The 22,968-nt window shown below is 65.9% G+C and carries 21 protein-coding genes; 8 read left to right on the plus strand and 13 right to left on the minus strand.

The annotated features are described in order from the left end of the window. Positions 1-34: 34 nt before the first annotated feature. A complete protein-coding gene (locus BMW75_RS23585; RefSeq protein WP_092582109.1) occupies positions 35-592 on the minus strand; it encodes a TRAP transporter small permease in 558 nt (185 codons plus the stop codon). A gap of 128 nt (positions 593-720) precedes the next feature. Here BMW75_RS23585 and BMW75_RS23590 point away from each other — a divergent pair, with 128 nt between their 5' ends. Further along, complete coding sequence (locus BMW75_RS23590) at positions 721-1,746, plus strand: HTH-type transcriptional regulator GntR (RefSeq protein ID WP_076521664.1); 1,026 nt, start codon at positions 721-723, stop codon at positions 1,744-1,746. A gap of 26 nt (positions 1,747-1,772) precedes the next feature. Here the strand turns inward: BMW75_RS23590 and BMW75_RS23595 are convergent, their stop codons facing one another. From BMW75_RS23595 to BMW75_RS23640, 10 genes are all read right to left on the minus strand, one after another. After that, positions 1,773-2,663, minus strand: coding sequence for a DMT family transporter (locus tag BMW75_RS23595; RefSeq protein ID WP_092582110.1), 891 nt, complete (start codon positions 2,661-2,663; stop codon positions 1,773-1,775). A gap of 15 nt (positions 2,664-2,678) precedes the next feature. Beyond that, positions 2,679-3,743, minus strand: a complete 1,065-nt coding sequence (locus BMW75_RS23600) for a histone deacetylase family protein (protein WP_092582111.1) — start codon at positions 3,741-3,743, stop codon at positions 2,679-2,681. A gap of 46 nt (positions 3,744-3,789) precedes the next feature. After that, positions 3,790-4,080 (minus strand): cupin domain-containing protein, encoded by a 291-nt coding sequence (locus BMW75_RS23605; protein ID WP_092582112.1) that lies wholly within the window; start codon positions 4,078-4,080, stop codon positions 3,790-3,792. Positions 4,081-4,119: 39 nt separating this feature from the next. Then, complete coding sequence (locus tag BMW75_RS23610) at positions 4,120-5,760, minus strand: ABC transporter ATP-binding protein (protein ID WP_092582113.1); 1,641 nt, start codon at positions 5,758-5,760, stop codon at positions 4,120-4,122. A gap of 9 nt (positions 5,761-5,769) precedes the next feature. Then, on the minus strand, positions 5,770-6,609 hold the full coding sequence (locus BMW75_RS23615) for an ABC transporter permease (protein ID WP_076521659.1): 840 nt from the start codon (positions 6,607-6,609) through the stop codon (positions 5,770-5,772). After that, positions 6,606-7,613, minus strand: a complete 1,008-nt coding sequence (locus BMW75_RS23620) for an ABC transporter permease (RefSeq protein ID WP_175493254.1) — start codon at positions 7,611-7,613, stop codon at positions 6,606-6,608. The genes BMW75_RS23615 and BMW75_RS23620 overlap by 4 nt, the downstream gene beginning before the upstream one ends. Before the next feature lie 102 nt (positions 7,614-7,715). Further along, complete coding sequence (locus tag BMW75_RS23625) at positions 7,716-9,293, minus strand: ABC transporter substrate-binding protein (protein WP_092582115.1); 1,578 nt, start codon at positions 9,291-9,293, stop codon at positions 7,716-7,718. Positions 9,294-9,826: 533 nt separating this feature from the next. Further along, entirely contained in the window at positions 9,827-11,080 is a 1,254-nt protein-coding gene (locus BMW75_RS23630; protein ID WP_092582116.1) for a Zn-dependent hydrolase, read from the minus strand. Next, positions 11,077-11,817 carry a FadR/GntR family transcriptional regulator gene (locus BMW75_RS23635; RefSeq protein ID WP_092582117.1) on the minus strand — a complete coding sequence of 247 codons (741 nt, stop codon included), beginning with the start codon at positions 11,815-11,817 and terminating at the stop codon, positions 11,077-11,079. Before BMW75_RS23635 ends, BMW75_RS23630 begins: the two co-directional genes overlap by 4 nt. 275 nt (positions 11,818-12,092) lie before the next feature. Then, positions 12,093-12,359, minus strand: coding sequence for a hypothetical protein (locus tag BMW75_RS23640; protein ID WP_076522159.1), 267 nt, complete (start codon positions 12,357-12,359; stop codon positions 12,093-12,095). Between the two features lie 167 nt (positions 12,360-12,526). On the opposite strand from BMW75_RS23640, the gene hemN reads away from it, so the two are divergent. Then, positions 12,527-13,957: an oxygen-independent coproporphyrinogen III oxidase gene (gene hemN / locus BMW75_RS23645; RefSeq protein ID WP_092582118.1), complete on the plus strand. Its 1,431-nt coding sequence runs from the start codon at positions 12,527-12,529 to the stop codon at positions 13,955-13,957. Positions 13,958-13,985: 28 nt separating this feature from the next. On the opposite strand, the gene BMW75_RS23650 is transcribed toward hemN, so the two are convergent. Then, positions 13,986-14,729 carry a response regulator gene (locus BMW75_RS23650; protein WP_076521654.1) on the minus strand — a complete coding sequence of 248 codons (744 nt, stop codon included), beginning with the start codon at positions 14,727-14,729 and terminating at the stop codon, positions 13,986-13,988. Between the two features lie 607 nt (positions 14,730-15,336). Between BMW75_RS23650 and thrS the strand changes: the two genes are divergently transcribed. The 6 genes from thrS to ptsP all read left to right on the plus strand — a co-directional run bounded on the left by thrS (position 15,337) and on the right by ptsP (position 21,618). Then, on the plus strand, positions 15,337-17,289 hold the full coding sequence (gene thrS, locus BMW75_RS23655; RefSeq protein WP_076521653.1) for a threonine--tRNA ligase: 1,953 nt from the start codon (positions 15,337-15,339) through the stop codon (positions 17,287-17,289). Between the two features lie 20 nt (positions 17,290-17,309). After that, positions 17,310-17,861, plus strand: coding sequence for a translation initiation factor IF-3 (gene infC / locus BMW75_RS23660; protein WP_076521652.1), 552 nt, complete (start codon positions 17,310-17,312; stop codon positions 17,859-17,861). Between the two features lie 165 nt (positions 17,862-18,026). Further along, positions 18,027-19,010: a glutathione synthase gene (gene gshB / locus BMW75_RS23665; protein ID WP_092582119.1), complete on the plus strand. Its 984-nt coding sequence runs from the start codon at positions 18,027-18,029 to the stop codon at positions 19,008-19,010. Between the two features lie 15 nt (positions 19,011-19,025). Next, on the plus strand, positions 19,026-19,427 hold the full coding sequence (locus BMW75_RS23670) for a PTS sugar transporter subunit IIA (protein ID WP_076521650.1): 402 nt from the start codon (positions 19,026-19,028) through the stop codon (positions 19,425-19,427). A gap of 108 nt (positions 19,428-19,535) precedes the next feature. Next, positions 19,536-19,805: an HPr family phosphocarrier protein gene (locus tag BMW75_RS23675; RefSeq protein WP_006387993.1), complete on the plus strand. Its 270-nt coding sequence runs from the start codon at positions 19,536-19,538 to the stop codon at positions 19,803-19,805. 103 nt (positions 19,806-19,908) lie between these two features. Further along, a complete protein-coding gene (gene ptsP, locus BMW75_RS23680; RefSeq protein WP_076522157.1) occupies positions 19,909-21,618 on the plus strand; it encodes a phosphoenolpyruvate--protein phosphotransferase in 1,710 nt (569 codons plus the stop codon). Positions 21,619-21,716: 98 nt separating this feature from the next. Here ptsP and amt read toward each other — a convergent pair whose 3' ends face one another. Beyond that, positions 21,717-22,955, minus strand: coding sequence for an ammonium transporter (gene amt / locus BMW75_RS23685; RefSeq protein ID WP_076521649.1), 1,239 nt, complete (start codon positions 22,953-22,955; stop codon positions 21,717-21,719). Positions 22,956-22,968: the final 13 nt, after the last annotated feature.

The following is a 22,968-nucleotide window of genomic DNA, read 5'->3' on the forward strand; positions in this document are numbered from 1 at the left end:
GGCGGATGGTTGGAGGCGCGCGGGGAGGGCCGGGTCAGACGGCCGGGTCTTCCGGGCTGGACTCGGCCGGCAGCGGGCCGCCCGCGATCACGCGGACCAGATCGATGAGCGTCAGGATGCCCATGGCCACGGCGGCGTAAAGCCCGGCCGCGCTGAATACCGCTACGGGCATGCCGGTGACGGGCAGCACGGTGTCCAGGCCAATGGCGGTCTGGACCCAGCTTCCCTCGGCCATCAGCCACAGCACCCACAGGATCAGCAACTGGCAGGCGATGTGCGTCACCCGGCGGGCGGCCGGGCCGAAGCGTTCCACCAGCATGGTCACGCCGATGTGCTGGTGTTCCCGCAGCGCGATCACCGCACCCAGGAAAATCATCCAGACGAAGGCCAGGCGGGAGATCTCGTCGGAGACGTTGATGCCGGAGTTAAAGAGATAGCGCAGCGCCACGTTGCCGAACAGCAGCACGACCATGGCGCTCAGACAGACGACCATCAGCCAGGTCTGCAGCGCAAAGCACCAGTCCGCGGCGCGGGATAGCGACGAACGGCCGGGACGCGTGGGTCCCGGCCGCCCCGAGGGGGAAGCTTGCATGTTTGTCTCCTTCCGTTTCCCGGAATTTTCTGGATTATGCTGGCAGGAATGTTAGCGCTAACATTTTCGCTTTGGCAACCCCTAATTTTTGCGTCAGACTACGCGCTTCCCACCCATCGCGAGGGTCCATGTCCGTCCGTAAACCCCGAAGCTCGCGCGCCGGCCGCGTCACCATGCAGGATGTCGCGCGCCGCGTGGGTGTCAGCGCGATCACGGTGTCGCGCGCCTTGCGCACACCGGACAAGGTGGCCGAAGACCTGCGCCAGCACATCGCCCGGGTCTGCCAGGAACTGGGCTACGTTCCGAACCACGCGGCCAGCGCGCTCGCCTCGGCGCGGTCGCAGACCATCGTGGTGCTCATCCCATCGCTGAGCAACGTGGTGTTCGTGGACATCATCACGGGCATCAAAGAGGTGCTGGACACGCACGGCTACCACATGCTGATCGGCGTGACCGGCTACTCGCCCGACGAGGAAGAGGCCCTGCTGCGCAAGTACCTGCAGCATTCGCCCGACGGGGTGGTTCTGACGGGCATCGACCACAATCCGGGCGTCTGGGAGCTGCTGCGCGCCCAGGCGATTCCGACCGTGCACACGATCGAGACGCTGGATGGCGCCGAGGACATGAGCGTCGGGTTCTCGCAGTTCGACTCGGGCTACGCCGCCGGCCGCCACCTGGTCGAGCGCGGCTATCGCCGCATCGGCATCGTCGGCGCGCAACTGGACCCGCGCTCGCTGCGCCGTTGCGAGGGTTGCCGCCAGGCGCTGCGCGACGCCGGCCTGTACGACGCAACGCTGGAGATCATGACGCCGGAAAAGTCCTCCATCAGCCTGGGGGCGGCATTGATGGAAGACCTGCACACGCGCCATCCCGATTGCGACGCCGTGTTCTTCTGCAACGACGACCTGGCGCAGGGCGCGGTGTTCCAGTGCGGCCGCCAGGGGCTGCGCGTGCCCGAACAGATGGCGATCATCGGTTTCCACGACCTCGCGGGCACGGCCTGGACCACGCCGCCGCTGTCCACCATCGCGACTCCGCGCTACCGGATCGGCCTGTCGGCCGCGCAATTGCTGATGCGGCATCTGGCGGGAGAGACGGTGCTGGAACGGCACGTGGACCTGGGCTTCACGCTGGTCCAGCGCGAAACGAGCTGAGCCCGGCGGTCGGGCTCGAGGGCGCGTCACCCCGCCCGGCGCAGCGCCAGGAACACCCCCGATGCCATGATCAGCCCCATGCCCGCCAACGCCAGCGCGTCGGGCGGGCGCTGGAACCAGAACGTGCTGAAGCCCACGGCCAGCAGAAGCTGGAAATAATTCAGCGGGGCAAGCGTCGCGGCCGATACGCGCTGGAAGGCGGCGATCAGCAGGATCTGCGCCAGTCCGCTGCAGGCGCCCAGTGCGATGATGATGGCCGTGTCGGCCGGTCCGGGCCACGGATCGGGCAGGAAGAACGGCGCCGGCAGCGCGGTCACGATCAGGCAGATGAAGGCCGTGTACGCATATTGCACCGGCCCGGGCACCTTGTTGGACAGCTTGCGCGTCAGTACCTGGAAGATGGCGTAGCTGACGGCCGACACGGCCATCAGCAGCGTCCCCAGCAGCGGCAGGTCGGCGCCCGGCCGCACGATCAGCAGCATGCCGGCAAAGCCGGCGGCGACGGCGCCCCATTGCGCCGGGCGCACGCGTTCGCCCAACAGCCACGGCGACAGCGCGACCATGAGGAGCGGGGCCGTGAAATAGATGGCGGTGGCTTCGGACAGCGGCATCCAGATCAGGGCCGTCATGAAGCAGGTGGCCACGGTGGCTAGCATGACGCCGCGCAGCACCAGCAGCGGCTTTTCCGGCGCGTCGCGCAGGCGCAGGCCGCGCCCATGGCGCCACAGCATTGCGATCGCCAGCGTCACCACCGCCAGGTAGCGCATCACGTTCAGGAAGGGCGCCGGATAGCGCTCCAGCATCTGCTTGGCCCCCGCGTCGAAGGTGGCAAAGGCCACCAGCGCCGCGAAGAACAGCAGAATGCCGGTCTGGCGCGTGGTGCTGCGGGCGGGCAGCGAGCCGGGCAGGGCGCTCATGCGGCGGGCGCGCGGTCAGGCGCCGCCACGGCCGTAACCCTGGAGAAACGCATCCAGCGCCGGCCCGATCGCTTCGACCATGTAGCCGCCTTCCTGTACCACCACGGTCGGCACGCGCAGGCTGGCGACACGCGCGCCGATGTCGAGATAGGCGTCGATGTCCAGCTTGAGCACGCTGATGGGATCGTCCTTGTAGGTGTCGAATCCCAGCGCCAGCACCAGCGCCTGCGGCGCGTAGCCCGCCAGCGCGTCCAGGGCGGTGTCCAGCGCCCGGAGGAATTCGGGGTTGCCGCTGCCATGCGCAAGCGGCAGGTTCATGTTGAATCCTTCGCCCGCGCCATGCCCGCGTTCGTGCGCGTAGCCGGTGTAGAAGGGGTAGTAGCCCGCCGGGTCGGCGTGCAGCGATACCGTCATCACGTCCGCGCGCTGGTAGAAAATGTTCTGCGTGCCGTCGCCGTGATGCGCGTCCACGTCCAGCACCGCTACTTTCGACCACGTCTGCAGCAGCCGGCTGGCCGCGGTGGCGCTGCTGTTCAGGTAGCAGAAGCCGCCGGCACGGTCGCGGTGGGCGTGGTGGCCCGACGGCCGGCACAGCGCGTACGCCACGCTGCCCGCGCCCGCGACGTGGTCCGCCGCCGCCACCGCGCTATGGGTGGACCGAAGGGCCGACCGCCAGGTCTGCGGCCCGATGGGGCAGGACAGGTCGCTCAGGTAGTAGCCGGTCTGCGCCACGATGGACGGGGATGGGCAGGGGCCTCGCCCAGCCTGGTCGATACGCCCGTTGTAATAGGGCGAGAGGTTGGGCAGCACCTCCGGACCCGGATCGACGCCGGGCGCCTTCAAGGCCTGCCAGCGCGCATAGGCGGTTTCCAGGTAGTCCAGGTAATCCGTGCTGTGGACATGCTCGAGCGGCTTGCGGCCGTAGTCGGCGGGCGCTTCGACCGGAATGCCCCGGGCCGCCAGCGCGCCTTGCAGGCTTTCCGCGCGGGACGGCAGGTCGGTCGGCGCGGTAATGCGCCCCAGCCGCATGAACTGGCGGGGGGAATGGAGCAACTGTTCTTCGGAGAAAAACGCCTTCATGGATATCCTCGTAGCGGCCGTCGCGGTGGGAGCCGGATGCGCGGGCTCAGGCCCGCTTGAGTTCGATTTCGACGAACACGAATTCCGTGTCGCTCGGGTTGATGACGTTGTGCTCGACGCCCACCGGCCGGTAGTACGCCACGCCGGTGGTGAGCTGGCTGGTGACCTGGCCGTTGGGGGTGTCCAGCAGCAGGGGGCCGGTGGTTTGCGGCACGACCACGTAGTTCATGCCGTGGCGGTGCCAGCCCGTCTCTCCGCCTGGGGGAAAGCGCCACTCGGTGACGGTGACCAGCTCGTTGTCGATCTGCACGGTGGGAACGGCGGCGGGGCGTTGCATGGAAGTTCTCCTGGTAGTCGGTGAATGGTTGCTGCCGGGTCAGGCGGCTTGCGCCTTGGTGGGGTCCCAGTGCTGGCCCGGCACGGCGGCGATCAACTGGCGCGTGTAGGCGTGCTGCGGGTTGTCGAAGATCTGCGCGGGCGATCCGTACTCCACGACCTTGCCCCGGTGCATGACCAGCACCGAATTGCAGATCTGCGCCGCCACGCGCAGGTCATGGGTGATGAACACCAGCGCGATCTTCAGCCGCTGCTGCAGGTCGTGCAGCAGTTGCAGCACCTGCGCCTGCACCGAGACGTCCAGCGCCGACACCGATTCGTCGGCGACCAACACCTTGGGCTCCAGCGCCAGGGCGCGCGCGATGCCGATGCGCTGGCGCTGGCCGCCCGAAAACTGGTTCGGGTAGCGGTCGAAGGCGGACGGGTCCAGGCCCACCAGCGACAGCAGCTCGCGCACCCGGGCCTCGGCTTGCGCGCGGGGTACCCCGTTGGCAACGGGGCCGTCGCTGATGATGCGGCCCACGGTGTGGCGGGGGTTGAGCGAGGCGAACGGGTCCTGGAAGATCATCTGGATCTGATGCCGCATCGGCCGAAAGCGCGATTCGGACAGGGCGGCGATGTCCTGGCCGTCAAAGAGCAGCTGGCCGGCGTTGATGCCCACCAGCTTCAGCAGGCATTTGCCTATGGTGGACTTGCCCGATCCGGATTCGCCCACGATGCCCAGCGTCTCGCCGCGCCGCACGGCAAAGCTCACGCCGTCCACCGCATGTACCTCGCGCTTGCCGCCCAGCCAGCCGTGGCCGATCACGTAGGTCTTCTTCAGGTCCTTGACTTCCAGCACCGGCCGGTCGTTGGCGCTTTCGGCGCGTTCCTCGCCGCGGCGGTGCGGCACCGCCGCGATCAGGCGCTGGGTGTAAGGGTGGCGGGGCCGGTTGAGCACCTCGCTGGCGGGGCCTTGCTCGACCAGCACGCCCTTTTCCATGACCGCGACGCGGTGGGCGATCTCGGCCACCACCCCGAAGTCGTGGGTGACGAACATCACGCCCATGCCTTTTTCTTTCTGGATGCGCGCGATCAGCGCCAGGATCTGCGCCTGCGTGGTGACGTCCAGCGCGGTCGTGGGCTCGTCGGCGATCAGGAGCGCCGGCTCCAGCGCCAGCGCCATGGCGATCATGACCCGCTGCCGCTGGCCGCCGGACAGCCGGAACGGATACACGTGATACAGCGTGGCCGGATCGGGCAGCCCCACGAATTCAAGCAGTTCCAGCGTGCGTTTCAGGCGCGCCGCGCCCGGATAGGCGTCGTGCACGCGCATCACCTCGCTGATCTGCTCGCCGACGGTCATCAGCGGGTTCAGGGCCGACAGGGGCTCCTGGAAGATCATCGCCATGTCCTTGCCGCGCATGGCCTGCAGGGCGGGCTCGTCGAGCCGCAGCAGGTCCTGGCCGCGGAACAGGATGCGGCCCTGCTGCGGCGTCAGGTAGTCGGGCAGCAGTCCCATGATGGCGTTGGCGCTCATGGACTTGCCCGAGCCGGATTCGCCGACGATGCACAGGATCTCGCCGGCGCGGATGTCGTACGACACGTCCTGCACGGCGTAGGGGCGGTCGCCGCCCCGGGGCAGCGCGATGGTCAGGTTTTGGATGGACAGCAGCGGCGCGGTTTCTGGATTTGTACTCATGCCGGTCTCCTATTCGCCGCGCTTGCGCAGTTGCGGGTTGAGGGCATCGTTCAGGCCTTCCCCGATCAGGTTGATGGCCAGCACGGTCAGCAGGATGGCCACGCCGGGCCACACGCTCATCCACCACGCCTCGCGGATCATGGTGCGCGCCGCGCCGATCATGAAACCCCAGCTCATCAGGTTGCGGTCGCCCAGTCCCAAAAAGGACAGCGACGATTCCGTCAGGATGGCGGTCGCCACCATGAACGAGGCCGACACGATGATGGGCGACATGGCGTTGGGCAGGATCTGCGTCCCCACGATGCGCGCGGGCGTCTGTCCGATCACGATCGCCGCCTGCACGAATTCGCGCTGCTTGAGCGTCATGAACTCCGAGCGGACCAGCCGCGCCGCGGGCGGCCAGGACACGACCGCGATCGCGCCCATGATCGAATACACCGACGGGCTCAGGATGGCGACCAGCACGACCGCCATCGCCAATTGCGGAATGGTCTGGAAGAACTCGGTGAAGCGCATCAGCGCGTCGTCCACGCGGCCGCCGCAATAGCCGGCCACCGATCCGACCAGAATGCCGAACAGCAGCGCCACGGCGGTCGACAGCAGGCCCACCATCAGGGACACCCGCGCGCCCCAGACCAGGCCGGCGGTGATGTCGCGGCCCAGCATGTCGGTGCCGAACGGATAGTCCGCGTTGGTGAAGGGCGGGATGAGCGGGTCGGCCACCATCATCCAGGGCGACTCTTCGTAGAGCAGGGGCGCCGCCAGGGCCACGGCCACCACGATCAGCATGATGACCAGGCCGGCCACCGCTCCGTAGTTGCGCAGGTAACGTCGGGCAAATGACTTCATGCGGAGGCTCCTTGCTGCGCGCCCGCGCCGATGCGCGGATCGATCAGGCGGTAAAGCACGTCGGTCAGCAGGTTGAACACCACGACCATGATGGAGGTGACCAGGAAGATCCCCAGCAAGAGCTGGTAGTCCCGTTGCAGCAGGGCGTCGAACATCAGGCGTCCGATGCCGGGCCACGCGAACACGGTTTCCGTCAGGACCGCGCCGCCCGCCATCTGCCCGAGCTGGATGCCCGCGAACGTAATCACCGGCAGCAGCGCGTTGCGCAGCACGTGCGCGCGGATCACGCGGCTGGGGCTCACGCCCTTGGCGCGCGCCGTCTTCACGAAATCCATGCCGATCACTTCCAGCATCGACGCGCGGGTCAGCCGCACATAGACCGCCATGAAAAAGCAGCCCAGCGTCACGGTGGGCAGGACCAGGTGCTGCGCAATGTCGACCGCGCGCGCCCAGCCCGTCAGGTTCGCGCCCACGGTTTCCATGCCAAACGCGGGCAGCCAGCCCAGCACCACCGAGAACAGCAGGATGCCCATCAGCGACAGCCAGAACAGCGGCGTGGCGTACAGCAGCAGCGCGCCGGTCATCACCGAGCTGTCGATCCAGCGGCGCTTGTTGCGGTAGCGTGCCTTGGCGGCCACGACGCCCAGCAGCACGCCCAGCACGATGGAGAAGACAAAGGCGCAGGACATGAGCAGGAACGTGGCCGGCAGGCGTTCGACGATCAGGTCCAGCACCGGCACATGGTTGCGGTAGGAAAACCCCAGGTCGAGCTGGACCACGCCCTTCAGGTAGAGAAACAGCTGCGTCAGGACCGGCTTGTCCAGGCCGAAGGCCACGCGCAACTGCTCTACATAGGCCGCGTCGCCCGCGCCGGCCTGGCCCGCCAGCACGGCGGCGGGATCGCCGGGCGCGAGCCGGATCAGGAAAAAGTTGATGATCACCACGCCCAGCACGACCACCAGGGCCTTGCCGATGCGGGACAACAGGAAAGACAGGAATCTCATGCTTCGGATCCTTTCAGGACGGGCGCGCCAGCGACAAGCATGCCCGTCGCGCGGCCAGGCTCCACCGCCGCGGGAAGCCCCGCGGCGGCGGCTCGGGGGCGCTTACTTCTTTTCGATGTAGACGTCGTCGAACGAGTCATTCAGGCCGATGGCGGTCTTCACCAGGTTCTTCACGTTGGCGCGATACAGGGTGGGAAATTCCATATCCACCAGGAAGCCGTTGGCGACCTCGTTGACCAGCGTCGTCTGGATCTTGGTGTAGAGCGCCTGGCGCTTGGCCGGGTCGACCTCGGAAGCGGCGGCCTCCCACAGCTTGTCGGTCTCGGGGTTGCTGTAGCCCTGCACGTTGGCAAAGGGCGAGCCCTTGACGATGTTCGACGAGACATACAGCCGCTGCACGCCCAGCGCGGGATCGCCGTATTGGTAGATGAAGCTGGTCGTCAGGTCGAAGTCCCAATTGCCGGTGCGGCTGGCCCAGCCGCCCGCATCGGTGGACTCCACATTCACCTTGAAGCCAAGCTGCTCCAGCGCCTGTTTGGTGTATTCGCCCAGGCGGTCCCAGGTGGAGCCGTACGGAAAGCTCAACTGGCGGATCGTGTAGTCGCCCGGCTTGATACCGGATTCCTTGATCAGCGCGCGCGCCTTCTTCATGTCGAACGGCATCGGCGGCATGTTCTTGTCATAGAACATCTCCGTGGTCACGAAGGGGCTCGTCGAGACCTTGCCCAGGCCGAAGAAGATGTTGTTGACCACCATGTTGCGGTTCATCGCCGCCATGACGGCCTGGCGCACCTTCAGGTTGTCGAAGGGCGGCTTGCGCATGTTGAAGATCAGGTAGGCCTGCGGCGAGAACATCTCCCAGCCGGCGGTGGTGTATTCCACATTGGGCAGGCCGCGCAGGCGCTTGATGTCGACGTTGTCCACATCGCCACCGCGCAGCACATCGACGCTGCCGCGTTCGAAGGCCACGGCGCGCGAGGCCGAATCGGGAATCACGTTGAACACCAGTTCGTCCAGGTAGGGCTTGCCGGGCTTCCAGTAGTCGGGGTTGCGCGCCAGCTTGATGTATTCGCCGCGCTTCCATTCCTTGAACACGAAGGGGCCGGTGCCCACGGGCTTCTGGTTGGCCGGATTGGTCATGTAGTCGGTGCCCGCATACAGATGCTTGGGCATCATCGGGGCAAAGCCCGGCTCGAACATCAGCATGAACGCCGGGAACGGCGTCTTCAGCTTGATGACCACCGTCTTGGCGTCGGGCGCCTGCACCGACTCCACGAACTTGTTCAGGATGACGCGGGCGCGCGCATGGGTCTTGGGCAGCATTTCCGACAGCGAGAACACGACGTCCTCGGACGTAAAGGGCTTGCCGTCATGCCACTTCACGTTGTCCTGCAGATGGAAGGTATACGTCAGCCCGTCCGCGGCGGCTTCCCAGGACTTGGCCAGGCCGGGCTGCGGCTTGAGGTCGGTGGAGTAGGTCAGCAGGCTCTCGTAGATCTTGCCCGCGACGAACTGCGTCGGCCCCTGCTGATTGATGGCCGTGACGATTACCGGCGGTTCCGGCTGGACGATCATGTTCAGCGTGCCGCCCTTGGTCTGGGCCAATGCCTGCGTGGCGGGGAGCGCGGCCGCAAGGACCAGTGCGCCGATGCTTAGGGAAAACCATTTTTTCGATTTCACTGCGAGCCTCCGGGCTGGAAAGGGTCTGACAGGCGGCCGCTCGGGCGCGGCGGATGCCGTGCCGAATCAAGCAAACCTCATGCCACCTGCGCTTCTCGGGTACTGCGGGTGGAGCTGCTGCAACAATGCTTCTTTCAGGTGCTGGATACATGCTGGACAAGGCGCCGCGCACCAAAGCGGCGAATTCAGCGGTGCGGGGAGAGGGCGGCGGGCCCGCTGCCGCGGCGCCCCAGGCGGGCGCCGGGCGGCGCCGCGCTGGGTGCGCGGATGGCCAAGGCGACAGGCGGCGCCCGGTCGGGGCAAGGCCCCCGGGCTTCGATGGCGGCAACGGTGCGGTGAGTGTCCGGCTGCAAGTTTTTTCCCCTTTGCATTTTTGTTGGACAAATCAGGCGTGCTGGCTACGGCTTGGTCGGTCTATCCCGGCGTTCCATCCGTGAGTTCCGTAAAGGCGTGCTATCCGGAGGGTTCATCGGGCTGGCCCTGCGGCGGCGGTGTGGGTATGGGTATGGGTGTGGGCATGGCGATGGTCCGCGTCATGGGCGCGCGTGCGCGCCGTTGGCCCGCGCCACCATGGCGTCGAGCAACACATTGCAGCCGGCCTCCAGGTGGTCCGGCCGGGCATCCTCGATTTCGTTGTGGCTGACGCCGTCCTTGCAGGGCACGAAGATCATCGCCGTGGGTGCGACGGCGGCCATGTAGACGGCATCGTGTCCGGCGCCGGTGACGATGTTCATGGCGGGCAGGCCGCGGTCCGCGGCGCCCTTGCGCACCTTGTCGACCAGATCGTGGTCGAACGGCGTCGGCGGGAAATACTGCACGTCCTTCACGTCGACGCGTACGCCGTGGGCAACCGCGATGTCGTCGCACACGCGCCGCCATTCCCGGTCCATGCGTTCCAGCGTGGCTTCGTCCTCATGGCGCAGGTCCGTGGTGAATCGGACCTGCCCGGGAATCACATTGCGCGAGCCCGGATGCGCATGAATCTCTCCCACGGTGCCGCGCCCATGGGGCTGGTGGGTATTCGCGATGTTCACGACGGCCTGCAGCAGGAAGCTCGTGGCGAACAGGGCGTCGCGCCGGATCGCCATGGGCGTCGGGCCGGCATGCATTTCCATGCCCGTCACCGTAACGTCGTACCAACGCAGGCCGAGCGACCCGGTCACCACGCCGATGGTCTTTTCCTCGTGCTCGAGGATCGGGCCTTGTTCGATATGCGCCTCGAAATAGGCGTCCACCGGGCGCCCGCCCACGGGGTCGGTGCCCGCGTAGCCGATGGCCTGGAGTTCGTCGCGCACACTGATGCCCTGCGCGTCCCGGGCGGACAGGGCGGTTTCAAGCGGGAATTTCCCGGCAAAGACGCCCGAGCCCATCATGACGGGCACGAAGCGCGAACCTTCTTCGTTGGTCCAGATGGCCACTTCCAGCGGCGCTTCGGTCTGCACGCCCGCGTCATTGAGCGTGCGCATGACCTCAAGCCCGGCCAGCACCCCATAGCAGCCATCGAACTTGCCGCCGGTGGGCTGGGTGTCGATGTGGCTGCCCGTCATGACCGGCGGCAGGCTGTCATTGCGCCCGGCGCGCCGGGCGAAGATGTTGCCGACCTGGTCCACGCGCACCGTCAGTCCGGCGTCGCGCATCCAGCCGGTGACCAGGTCGCGGCCCTGTCCGTCCAGCGCGGTCAGGGCCAGGCGGCAGTTGCCGCCCTTGGGGGTGGCGCCGATCCGCGCCAGGTCCATCAAGGACTGCCACAGCCGATTGCCGTCGATGGACAGGGGGGGAGTCGTCATAGGTCGCCTCGGTGATGGGAAAGGTCGGCAAAGTCCTCGCGCAACCGCGCCAGGATGCCAAGCAGGTGCGCGTGCATCGCATGGCGCGCGCGGATGGGGTCGCGCGCCACGATGGCGGCCAGGATGCGCTGGTGTTCGGCGTGGGCCACGGCCCACACCTTGGCGTCGACAAAGTAGTCCTGCATCCGGCGGTACACCGAGCTGGACTGCGTCAGGTTCCACAGATGGGCCACCGACGCGGCCAGCGCGGCGTTGCCGCATGCGGCCGCGATGGCGCTATGAAACTCCCGGTCGTGGCGTCCCGGCGCGTCGGTCAGCGACATGCCCTCGTGGGCCTCGCGGATCGCGGCAAGCTGGGCCGGCGTGGCGTGCTGCGCGGCCATGCCGGCGCATTCGGGTTCGATGATGAGACGGGCTTCCAGCAGGTCGAACGGGCCGATGTCGTCGGCGCTGTGCGCCGCGTCGGCGATCGGGCCGCCGCCGGGGGCCCCGGCGCTGCCTTCCTTGTCGGCGACGAACACGCCGGTGCCGACGCGGACCTCTACATAACCCTCGATCTCAAGCGCGATCAACGCTTCGCGGATCGACGCGCGGCTGACCTGCAACTGTTCGGCCAGGTCTCTTTCCGAAGGCAGCCGCCGACCCCGGGGGAAATCGCCAGCCCTGATCCGCCCGGCGATCTGGTCGGCGATCATGCGGTACAGGCGAGTGACTGCGACGGCTTGGAAGGTGCTCATCGGGCGGTCTGCACGAAACGTTGGTCTGGTGGTCAGGCCACCAATATAGGCACCTCGCTATTGAAATAAAAGGAAAAACCACACGTTTCAGGGAAAACGATGTGAGGGATACCACCGCTGTTCGTCTGGTGGTCAGGCCAGTTTGGACCTAATTTTGGGCGAGTAGAAGATGGGATAGGGGCGGCAGCACGTTGGCGGCGACGTGGGGGCCGACAGGCTGCCGGCGAAAGGGCACGGGCGATGGCCGGGCCGTCGCCGCCCGGCCAGGCGCGACATTACTGCGCGTCTTCGTCGGGGTCGGGGGTCTGGGTGAAGGCCCGTACCAGGCGGGCGATGCCGTCGAGCTCATCGTGCGCGCCCACCACCCACTCGGGCTTTTCAAACGGGCTGTCCGCCGGCGTCCTGTCCAGGTTGGCCTTCAGGTCGTCCAGCAGTTCCAGCGCCATGTCGGTGGCCTGGGGGCTGCTGCGGGTGGAGAGGGCGATGGCGATCGCCAGCGCCTGGCGCATGGCCAGCAGGCGGCCTTCCAGTTCGGTTTCCATTGTCGCGTCCTTGTTTTGCGGCTTGAATCGCCGCATTTTAGGGCCGCGCCGGGCTGGCCGCGCCTGGCCGGCCGCGCCGCATGGCCGCTTGCCCGGCGGCAGGACAGGCACCCGGGGTTTGCGCAAGATCAAGTCGCGGGCGTGCGCACAGGCGAATAATCCAGGCTATGCAAGCCGTCCTACGCCCACAACCTTCGGAATCGCCGGCGCCCGCCAACGCCGAGCCGTTTTTTCCCCCGCAACTGCTGGCCCGGTTGGATAAGAACGGCCCGCGGTACACCTCGTACCCGACGGCGGACCGGTATCACGCAGGCTTCGGGGACCAGGACTATCGCCTCGCGCTGCAGCAGCGGCGCGCCGCCAGTCCGGACGAGCCGCTGTCGCTGTACGTCCACGTCCCGTTCTGTGAATCCGTCTGCTATTACTGCGCCTGTAACAAGGTGGTGACGCGCCACCACGACCGGGCGGCGCGCTACCTCGATGCGTTGGCCCGGGAAATAGCCTTGCACGTGCGGGAACTGGGCTCGGGAGTGCCGGTGTCGCAAGTGCACTTCGGAGGGGGAACGCCGACGTTCCTGTCCGACGAAGAACTGGCCCGGCTGATGACGGACCTGCGCGGCGCTTTTCGCTTCGAGCCGGACGCCGAGATCTCCATCGAAGTCGATCCCCGCACGGCAACGCCCGAACGCCTGGCCTACCTGCAGACGCTGGGCTTCAACCGGCTCAGCTTCGGTGTGCAGGATTTTGACAAGCGGGTCCAGGTGGCGGTGCATCGTGTCCAGTCGTACGAGGACGTGGCCGCGTTGATGCGCAGCGCCCGTGCGCTGGGCTACGCCTCGGTCAACGTGGACCTGATCTACGGCCTGCCGCTGCAGACGACAGAATCGTTTGCCCGGACCATCGAGCAGGTCATCGCGCTGCGCCCGGACCGCATCGCGCTCTACGCCTACGCGCACCTGCCCGAGCGCTTCAAGCCCCAGCGCCGCATTCATGAAGCAGACCTTCCCGACCGCGCCACGCGCGTGGGACTGCTCAGTTCGGCCATCCAGGGTTTTCTGGCGCAGGGCTATACCTACATCGGGATGGACCATTTCGCGCTGAATACCGACGCGCTGGCGATCGCCAAGCAACGCGGCGAACTGCACCGCAACTTCCAGGGCTACAGCACGCAGCCCGACCGTGATCTCGTCGCGCTTGGCGTGTCGGCCATCGGACGCATCGGCAACACCTACAGCCAGAACGCCAAGGTGCTTGACGACTATTACGCGGCCATCGAAGGCGGCAAGTTCGCGGTCGAACGCGGTCTGGCGCTCAGTCCCGACGACCTGGTTCGCCGCGACGTCATCATGGACATCATGTGCCAGGGGCGCGTGGACTACGCCCGGGTCGAGGCGCGCCATGGACTGAAATTTGGCGACTACTTCAGCCGAGAGCTGTCGCAGATGGCCAGCCTGGCCGAACTCGGGCTGGTGAACCTGCATCTGGGCGAATTGCGAGTGACCGGCCTGGGCTGGTACTTCGTGCGCGCGGTGGCCATGGCGTTCGACGGCTACCTGCGCACCGCCGCCACGGGCGCCACCTACTCGCGCATCATCTGATTTCAGGTCCGCCAAGGCGCCGCTCCGCTCACTCGGCGAACTTGTCGCGCAGATAAAGCGCCAGCGACAGGTCGTCCGAGAGCTGCAGCTTGCGCATGGCCCGCCGCTTGTGGGTGCTGACGGTCTTCTTGCTGCGGACCAGCCGTTCGGCGATCTGCGTGACCGACAGCCCCTGCCGGATGTGGCGCAGGATCTCCACTTCGGACGTCGTCAGCAGCGCGTGCGGCGCAGGCGGAGGCGAACTGCGGATCTTGCCGTCCTGAACCGACAGGAACGGGGCCTTGGCGCCCACGACGCCGCGGATCATGTCCGGCAGCAGGATCATGCCTGACTGCTTGGCCAGGTAGCCATTGGCGCCCGCGCGATAGGCCGCGTACTCGGTCTCAAGCCGGTTGCCCGCCGAGAACGTGATGATCGCCATGTTGGGGTGGTAGCGCCGCACCCGGCGCAGGTAATTGACGCCGTCCCAAGGTTCCAGGGGCAGGTAGAAGTCGATCAGCGCCACGTCGCACGGCGCCTCCGCCAGCTTTTCCAGCAGCGCGCGCGATGAGGTCTCGCGATGCAGGACCTGAAAGCCCGGGCGGCTTTCCAGGAAGGCGCCGACACCCAGCGCCACCACGGGATGGTCGTCCAGGATGGCTACGCGTATGAGCGGGGGCGGCCGCGACAGCAGCAAATGGCGACGCGTGCCGGGGCCGTTTGCCGGCGTGTCCGGGCGTTCGTGGGGCGAGGGGCGGGGCGCCTGGCTTGCTGACTCTGAAACCGGATTCATCGTTGCTCCACGATCGGAAAATGGGTCGCCGGCAAGCCCGTGCGCAGGGTGGCGGGAGGGCGGCGCGGGTCCCAGCGGGTCCTTGAATTTCGTGGGCAGATTACGTTCTCGATGGGCGGTTCGGACGAGAGAGGGGGCAAAATCAGACCGATGCACCATCGGTCTGGCGGAAATTCGGGACACATATACCAGCGGGATCCAGAGAGGGTCGAAAAACGGCAAACGTGGCGTTATAAAGCCCGCTGCCAGACGATGCAGTCCCCTGGCTGTCCGCCGTCGCGTTTTCGCCACGAACGAGCCGCAAACGGTGCTACAATCGGCAACGATCCATGCAGCTTTCAAGGCTGCATTTGTTTTGCTGTATGTGCTGAGCGCCGCCCGGCGGCGCCTTCCAACCGGTCCCAAAAGACATGTTTTTCCCGCCCGCACGAACTACGACCCGGAACTTTCGCCCTATGTCGCGTTAGTTTTTTCGTGCGTCGGGTTTCACCGTGTCAGGTCAGCGGTAGGACTCATCAAGACAATCAAATGAACGCGGCTTTGAAGCCGCGTTTTTCGTTTCTGTTTTTCGATTTTTCAGTTCCAAGAACCCCAGGAAGCACTCCCGATGGTACAGATCACATTGCCCGATGGTTCGCAGCGCCAATTTCCGGGGCCGGTAACGGTCGCCGAAGTGGCGCAATCGATCGGTACGGGCCTGGCGAAGGCGGCCTTGGGCGGCCGCGTGACGGTTGACGGCGCCGAATCCCGCCTCGTCGACACCAGTTTCCGCATCGAGGGCGACGCCCGCCTGGCCATCGTGACCGCCAAGGACGCCGATGGCCTGGATCTGATCCGCCATTCCACGGCGCACCTGCTGGCCTACGCGGTCAAGGAACTGTTCCCGGATGCGCAGGTCACCATCGGCCCCGTGATCGATAACGGCTTCTACTACGATTTCTCGTACAAGCGCCCCTTTACGCCCGAAGACCTGGCCGCCATCGAAAAGAAGATGGCCGAACTGGCCAAGAAGGACGAAGTCGTCACGCGCGAAGAATGGTCGCGCGACGACGCCGTCGAGTTCTTCAAGAGCATCGGCGAAAAGTACAAGGCGGAGATCATCGCGTCGATCCCCTCCAACGAGACGCTCAGCCTGTACCGTGAAGGCGACTTCATCGACCTGTGCCGCGGCCCGCACGTGCCGTCCACGGGCAAGCTCAAGGTCTTCAAGCTGATGAAGGTGGCCGGCGCCTACTGGCGCGGCGACAGCAAGAACGAGATGCTCCAGCGCATCTACGGCACCGCCTGGGCGACCAAGGAAGAGCAGGAAGCCTACCTGCACATGCTGGAAGAAGCCGAGCGCCGCGATCACCGCAAGATCGGCCGCGAACTCGACCTGTTCCACTTCCAGGACGAAGCGCCCGGCCTGATCTTCTGGCATCCCAAGGGTTGGACCCTGTGGCAGCAGGTCGAGCAGTACATGCGCAGCGTGTATCGCGACAACGGCTACCAGGAAGTCAAGGCGCCGCAGATCCTGGACATTTCGCTCTGGAAAAAGACCGGCCACTGGGACAACTATCGTGAAAACATGTTCACGACCGAGTCCGAAAACCGCGTCTATGGCCTGAAGCCGATGAACTGCCCGGGCCACGTGCAGATCTTCAACGCCGGCCTGCATTCCTACCGCGAGCTGCCCCTGCGCTACGGTGAATTCGGCCAATGCCATCGCAACGAACCCTCGGGCTCGCTGCACGGCATGATGCGCGTGCGCGGCTTTACCCAGGACGACGGCCACATCTTCTGTACCGAAGACCAGCTCCAGGACGAGTGCGCCGATTTCACGGCCCTGCTGCAAAAGGTCTACCGCGACTTCGGCTTCACCGAAGTCCTGTACAAGGTCGCCACGCGCCCTGAAAAGCGCATCGGCTCGGACGAGGTCTGGGATACGGCCGAATCCGCCCTGATGGAAAGCCTGCGCCGCACTGGCTGCGAGTTCGAAATTTCCCCGGGCGAGGGCGCGTTCTACGGTCCCAAGGTGGAATACACACTCAAGGATGCCATCGGCCGTCACTGGCAATGCGGTACGATCCAGGTGGATTTCTCCATGCCCGTGCGCCTGGGCGCCGAGTACGTGGACCAGAACGACCAGCGCCGTCCCCCGGTCATGCTGCACCGCGCGATCCTCGGTTCGCTCGAGCGTTTCATCGGCATGTTGATCGAAAACCACGCCGGCGCCATGCCGCCCTGGCTGGCTCCGGTGCAGGCCGTGGTGTGTTGCATTTCCGAACCTTCGGCCGATTACGCGGCCCAAATTACGCAAAGCCTGAAAAAACAAGGCTTTAGAGTAGAGTCCGATTTGCGCGGTGAAAAAATCACTCGTAAAATTCGGGAGCACAGCCTGCAAAAGGTGCCGTACATTCTTGTCGTCGGCGACAAGGAAAAACAAAACGGCACTGTCGCCGTACGTGGACTGGGCGGCCTGGACCTTGGCGCCATCGCTTACGACGACTTCGTCGCGCGGTTGGCCGAGGACGTGGCCACCCGCCGCGACGTCAATCAACCTGATAGCAGCGCTGCTTAACATTTCTAGGAGCTTTCAACATCGCCACTGAAAAAGCCAATCGCATCAACGGTGAAATCCGCGTCCCCGAGGTGCGCCTGATAGGTCTGGACGGAGAACAGCTGGGCATCGTCAAGATTGCCGAGGCATTCCGCCTTTCCGAGCAAAGCGACGTGGATCTGGTGGAAATCGCGCCGAACGCCGAGCCCCCGGTCTGCCGTTTGATGGACTACGGCAAGTTCAAGTACCAAGAGCAAAAGCGCCAAGCCGAAGCCCGTTCCAAGCAGAAGGTCATCCAGGTCAAGGAAGTGAAGTTCCGTCCGGCGACCGACGAGGGTGACTATCAGGTCAAGCTGCGCAACCTGCGCCGCTTCCTCGAGGAAGGCGACAAGGCCAAGGTGACGCTGCGTTTCCGTGGCCGCGAAATGGCTCACCAGGAACTCGGTATGCGAGTGCTTGAACGTGTGCGCGACGATCTGCTGGAACTTGCCCAGGTCGAAGCCATGCCCAAGCTCGAAGGCCGTCAGATGGTCATGGTGCTGGCGCCGAAGAAGAAGGCCGTGCCTGCGGGCAAGCCTGAATCGGCGGCCTGAGCGCCGGCCGTACCCGTTTAGGCAAGGCCCAGCCTTCCATTCCTGCAACCCGCCGTGTCCGTCTCGTGACCGGCGGGTTCGCTTATTGGGCGGCTCTGGGCTACGATGTCACAAAGCATAGCCGCCTTCCCGCGAGGGGAGGCGGCGTCCGTTCAGGGTGTCGCGATGCACGTTTTGTTCGTTTTGGATCCCTTGCCGCTGCTCAAAGCGTACAAGGACAGTTCTGTCGCCATGATGCGGGCCCTCGTGGCGCGCGGTCACACGCTCAGCGTGGCCATGCAGGGCGACCTCTATATCGAGGCGGGCATCGTCAAGGCGTCCACCACCCCGATCGAGCTGGTCGGGGATGCCGACCTGCACGGCAACGACTGGTGGCGCGAATCCGCCGCGCGGGATCTGCCGCTGGCCGATTTCGGCGCGGTCGTGATGCGCAAGGACCCGCCTTTCGACATGGAATACGTGTATTCCACGCACCTGCTCGAATACGCCGAAGCCCAGGGCGCGCGCGTGTTCAACGGGGGGGCGGCCATCCGCAACCACCCCGAAAAGCTGGCCATCACCGAGATCAGCGAGTTCGCCGCGCCCACGCTGGTGACGCGCAACATGGCCCGCCTGAAAGCTTTTCATGACAAGCACCAGGACGTCATCGTCAAGCCGCTGGACGGCATGGGCGGCACCGGCGTGTTCCGCCTGCAGCCCAAGGATCCCAACCTGAACGCCATCCTGGAAACGCTGACCGACAACGGCGCGCGCACCATCATGGCGCAGCGCTACATTCCCGACATCGTCAAGGGCGACAAGCGCATCCTGCTGATCGGCGGCGAACCTGTGCCGTATTCGCTTGCCCGCATCCCTCTGGCGGGCGAGACGCGCGGCAATCTGGCCGCCGGCGGCCGGGGCGTGGCGCAAGAGCTGTCCCCGCGCGACCGCGAGATCGCCGAGGCCGTGGCGCCCAAGCTGGCGGCCCGCGGCCTGCTGCTGGTCGGCCTGGACGTCATCGGCGACTACGTCACCGAGGTCAACGTCACCAGTCCCACCTGTTTCGTGGAAATCGCCGAACAGACCGGCTTCGACGTCGCCGGCATGTTCGTGCAGGCGCTGGAAAAGGCGGTGGCCGGTGCCGCCGCGCCCGGCGCCGCCGCAGCCTGATTCCCCGGAACCAACATGACAACGGGTATTGTGATCGTCGTGCATGCGCCCCTGGGCGCCGCCATGCGCGAGTGCGCGAGCCACGTCATGGGCAATCTGGACGGCATGCTCGCAATCCATGACATCCAGCCGGAAGACCTGCCGGACGACCTGGCGCCGGATGTCCTGAAAGACATCCTCGAACAGGACCATGGGGGCGGCGTGCTGGTGCTGACCGACCTGATCGGCGCCACGCCCGCCAATATTTCCAAGCGCGCCGTCGCCGATGCCCAGGCCCAGGGCATCCAGTGCTGTGTGCTGGCGGGGCTCAACACGCCGATGCTGCTGCGGGCGTTGACTTACCGCAACCTGCCGCTGGCCGAGACGCGCGAAAAGGCGCTCGCCGGCGGGGTGCAGGGCGTCTTGCGTGTAGACTGACGGGCGGAAAATTGCCCTATTATGTCGGCTATTATTTCTAGCCGAAGATCGGTTCGACGATTGGCTGCGATCAACACCGCGGCGTAGCCCGCGGTCATCCTCTTTCCTATGCCTAATACTGACATTGTCATCAGCAACAAACTGGGATTGCACGCTCGGGCCGCCGCCAAGCTGACGCAGCTTGCAAGCAAGTTCTCCAGCGAAATCTTCATCTCCCGGGGTGCGCAGCGTGTGAACGCCAAAAGCATCATGGGCGTCATGATGCTCGCAGCCGGGCTCGGCGTGACGGTCAAGCTGGAGGCTTCCGGCAGCGATGCCGAGCAGGCCCTTTCCGAAATCGAAACCTTGTTCGACAGCAAATTCGGTGAGCAGGAATAGAATGCCTTCTGAAGCAACCGGCCGGGGCCCCGCTTCGGCCGGTTCGTCCGCGTCCCCCTCCGACGCTCGCAACGGGGCTGGCTCTGCCAGCCCCGTTGTGTGTCTGTACGGAAAAGGCGTCGCCAAGGGATACGCCATCGGCCGCGCCGTCGTCATGGGCGCCGCCGCGCTGGAAGTCGCGCACTACCGCATCGCGCCGGAAGACGTGCCCGCCGAAAGCAGCCGCCTGACCCAAGCCCTGGCATCGGCGCAGCAGGAACTGCTGCAACTGGCCGACACGCTGCCGGCCGACGCGCCGCGCGAACTGGGTGCGATGCTCAATGTCCACAGCCTGTTGCTGGGCGACCCCCTGTTGGCCGAACAGACGCTTGCCCTGATCGCCGAGCGCCACTACAACGCCGAATGGGCGCTGACGACGCAGGGCCAGATCCTGGGGCAGCAGTTCGACGCCATGGAGGACGAATACCTGCGCGAGCGCGGGGCGGACGTGCGCCAGGTGATCGAACGTGTGCTGCATGTCCTGGCGGGCACCTCGGCCATCCTGCCCGACATGTCCCACATGGGCGGCGACGACGCCCTGGTCGTGGTGGCGCACGATATCTCTCCCGCGGACATGCTGCGTCTGCGCGGCGGCCGGTTCGCCGCCTTCGTCACCGACCTGGGCGGCCCGACCTCGCACACGGCGATCGTCGCGCGCAGCATGGGCGTGCCCGCGGTGGTCGCAATGGGCAATGTGCGCGAACTGGTCCGCGACGGCGACATGCTGATCATCGACGGTTCCGTCGGCGCGGTGGTGGTCAATCCATCGGACCGCATCCTCGAGGAATACCGCCGCCGGCAAGCCGTCTACGCGGACGAGCGCGCGGAGCTCAGCCTCTTGCGCGACGAGCCCTCCATCACCCTGGACGGGATCGACATCGTCCTGCATGCCAACATCGAGCTGCCGGACGAAGCCGCGATTGCGCTGGCGTCCGGCGCGCATGGCATCGGGCTCTTTCGCAGCGAATTCCTCTTCATGGGGCGGCCGGACCTGCCCGGCGAAGAAGAACAGTACGAGGCCTATGCCTCTGTCGTGAAGGTCATGGCCGGCCGGCCTGTCACGATCCGTACCCTGGACATCGGTTCGGACAAGACCCTGGACGGCGAGGCCACCGTCGCCACCAACCCCGCGCTGGGCCAGCGCGCCATCCGCTATTGCCTCGCGCGTCCGGAAATGTTCGCGACCCAGTTGCGGGCGATCCTGCGCGCCTCGGCCCACGGGCCGGTGCGGCTGCTGATCCCGATGATCTCCCATATGCATGAGGTCGTGGCCACCAAGGCCGCGATCGAGGCTGCCCGGCGCGAGCTCGATGCCCGGGGCCAGGCCTATGCGCCGCACATGGAAGTGGGCGCCATGGTCGAGGTTCCCGCGATCGCCATTGCGATCGAACCCTTCGCCCAGGCGCTGGACTTCCTGTCCATCGGCACCAACGACCTGATTCAATACACGCTCGCCATCGACCGGGGCGACCACGATGTGGCGGGGCTGTACGATCCGCTGCACCCCGCGGTCCTGCGCCTGGTGGCCAACACCATCAACGCCGGCGAACGTGCGGGCAAGCCGGTCGCCGTCTGCGGCGAAATGGCGGGCGACTCGCGCATGACGCGACTGCTGCTTGGACTGGGCCTGACCGAGTTCTCGATGCACCCCCAGCAGCTCCTGGACGTCAAACGCGAAATCCGCCGGGCGCATTCCAACGCGCTGCGCATCAAGGTGGCGGCGGCGCTGAATCGGGCGCTACCCGTCGACCTGGATGCCCTCGGTCCAGTCTGATTTTTTGCGGTGTAGCAAATAAAAAAGAGCCCTTCGTGATGAAGGGCTCTTTTCTTGATGCCTACCCCGCTGCGAGGCGCAGCGGGGTGTTGCAGCGATTAGCTGTGGTAGGCGGACTCGCCGTGGCTGGTGACGTCCAGGCCTTCGCGTTCCTGGTCTTCCGGCACGCGCAGGCCGCACAGGGCGTTGGCGATCTTGTACGCAATCCATGCCACCACGCCGGACCAGACGATGGTCAGCAGCACGCCTTCGAGCTGGACCCACACCTGGTGGGCGATCATGCCGGGTTCGGCCAGGCCGGGGCCGCCGAAGACCTGGGCATTGAACACGCCGGTCAGCAGGGCGCCGACAATGCCGCCCACGCCGTGGATGCCGAACACGTCCAGCGCATCGTCGGCGCGCAGCAGGCGCTTCAGGCCGTTCACGCCCCAGACGCAGACCACGCCGGCAATCACGCCGATGATCAAGGCGCCCACCGGGCCAACCAGGCCAGCGGCGGGAGTGATGCCGACCAGGCCGGCGATGGCGCCGGAAGCGGCACCCAGCATCGAGGGCTTGCCCTTGATGGCCCATTCCGTGAACAGCCAGGCCAGGACGGCGCCCGCGGTGGCGATCATCGTATTGAAGAAGGCCAGGGTGGAGTTTTCATTGGCGGCCAGCGCGGAGCCGGCGTTGAAGCCAAACCAGCCCACCCACAGCAGGGCAGCGCCCACGAAGGTCATCGGCAGGTTGTGCGGCTGCATGGCTTCGCGGCCATACCCCACGCGCTTGCCGACCACGTAGGCGCCCACCAGGCCGGCCACGCCGGCGTTGATGTGCACCACCGTGCCGCCTGCGAAGTCCAGCGCGCCCTGGGCGTTCAGCAGGCCCGGCGCGGTTTCGGAGGCGAACCACACCATGTGCGCAATGGGAACGTAGGCAAACGTGAACCAGATCACCGTGAACACCAGCACCGCCGAAAAGCGGGCGCGTTCGGCGAAGCTGCCGACGACCAGCGCGCACGTGATGCCGGCGAACGTGGCCTGGAACGAGGCGAACAGCAGCTCGGTCAGGCTATTCGACATGGCATACGTGCCGTCGGCCGGGTTGAACATGCCCGAGAAGAAGGCGCGCGACAGGCCGCCGAAGAAGGCATTGCCTTCCGTGAACGCGAGGGAATATCCATAGATGAACCAGAGGACCAGGCCCAGCACGAACGTGCACAACACTTGCAGCAGTACGGACAACACGTTCTTGCTGCGTACCAGGCCGCCATAGAACATCGCCAGACCGGGTACGGCCATCATCAATACAAGCAGGGTAGAGACGAGCAACCAGGAGATATCTGCTTTATCCATTTTCAGGCTCCAT

The organism is Achromobacter sp. NFACC18-2, assembly GCF_900108985.1.
Classification (GTDB): domain Bacteria; phylum Pseudomonadota; class Gammaproteobacteria; order Burkholderiales; family Burkholderiaceae_B; genus Achromobacter.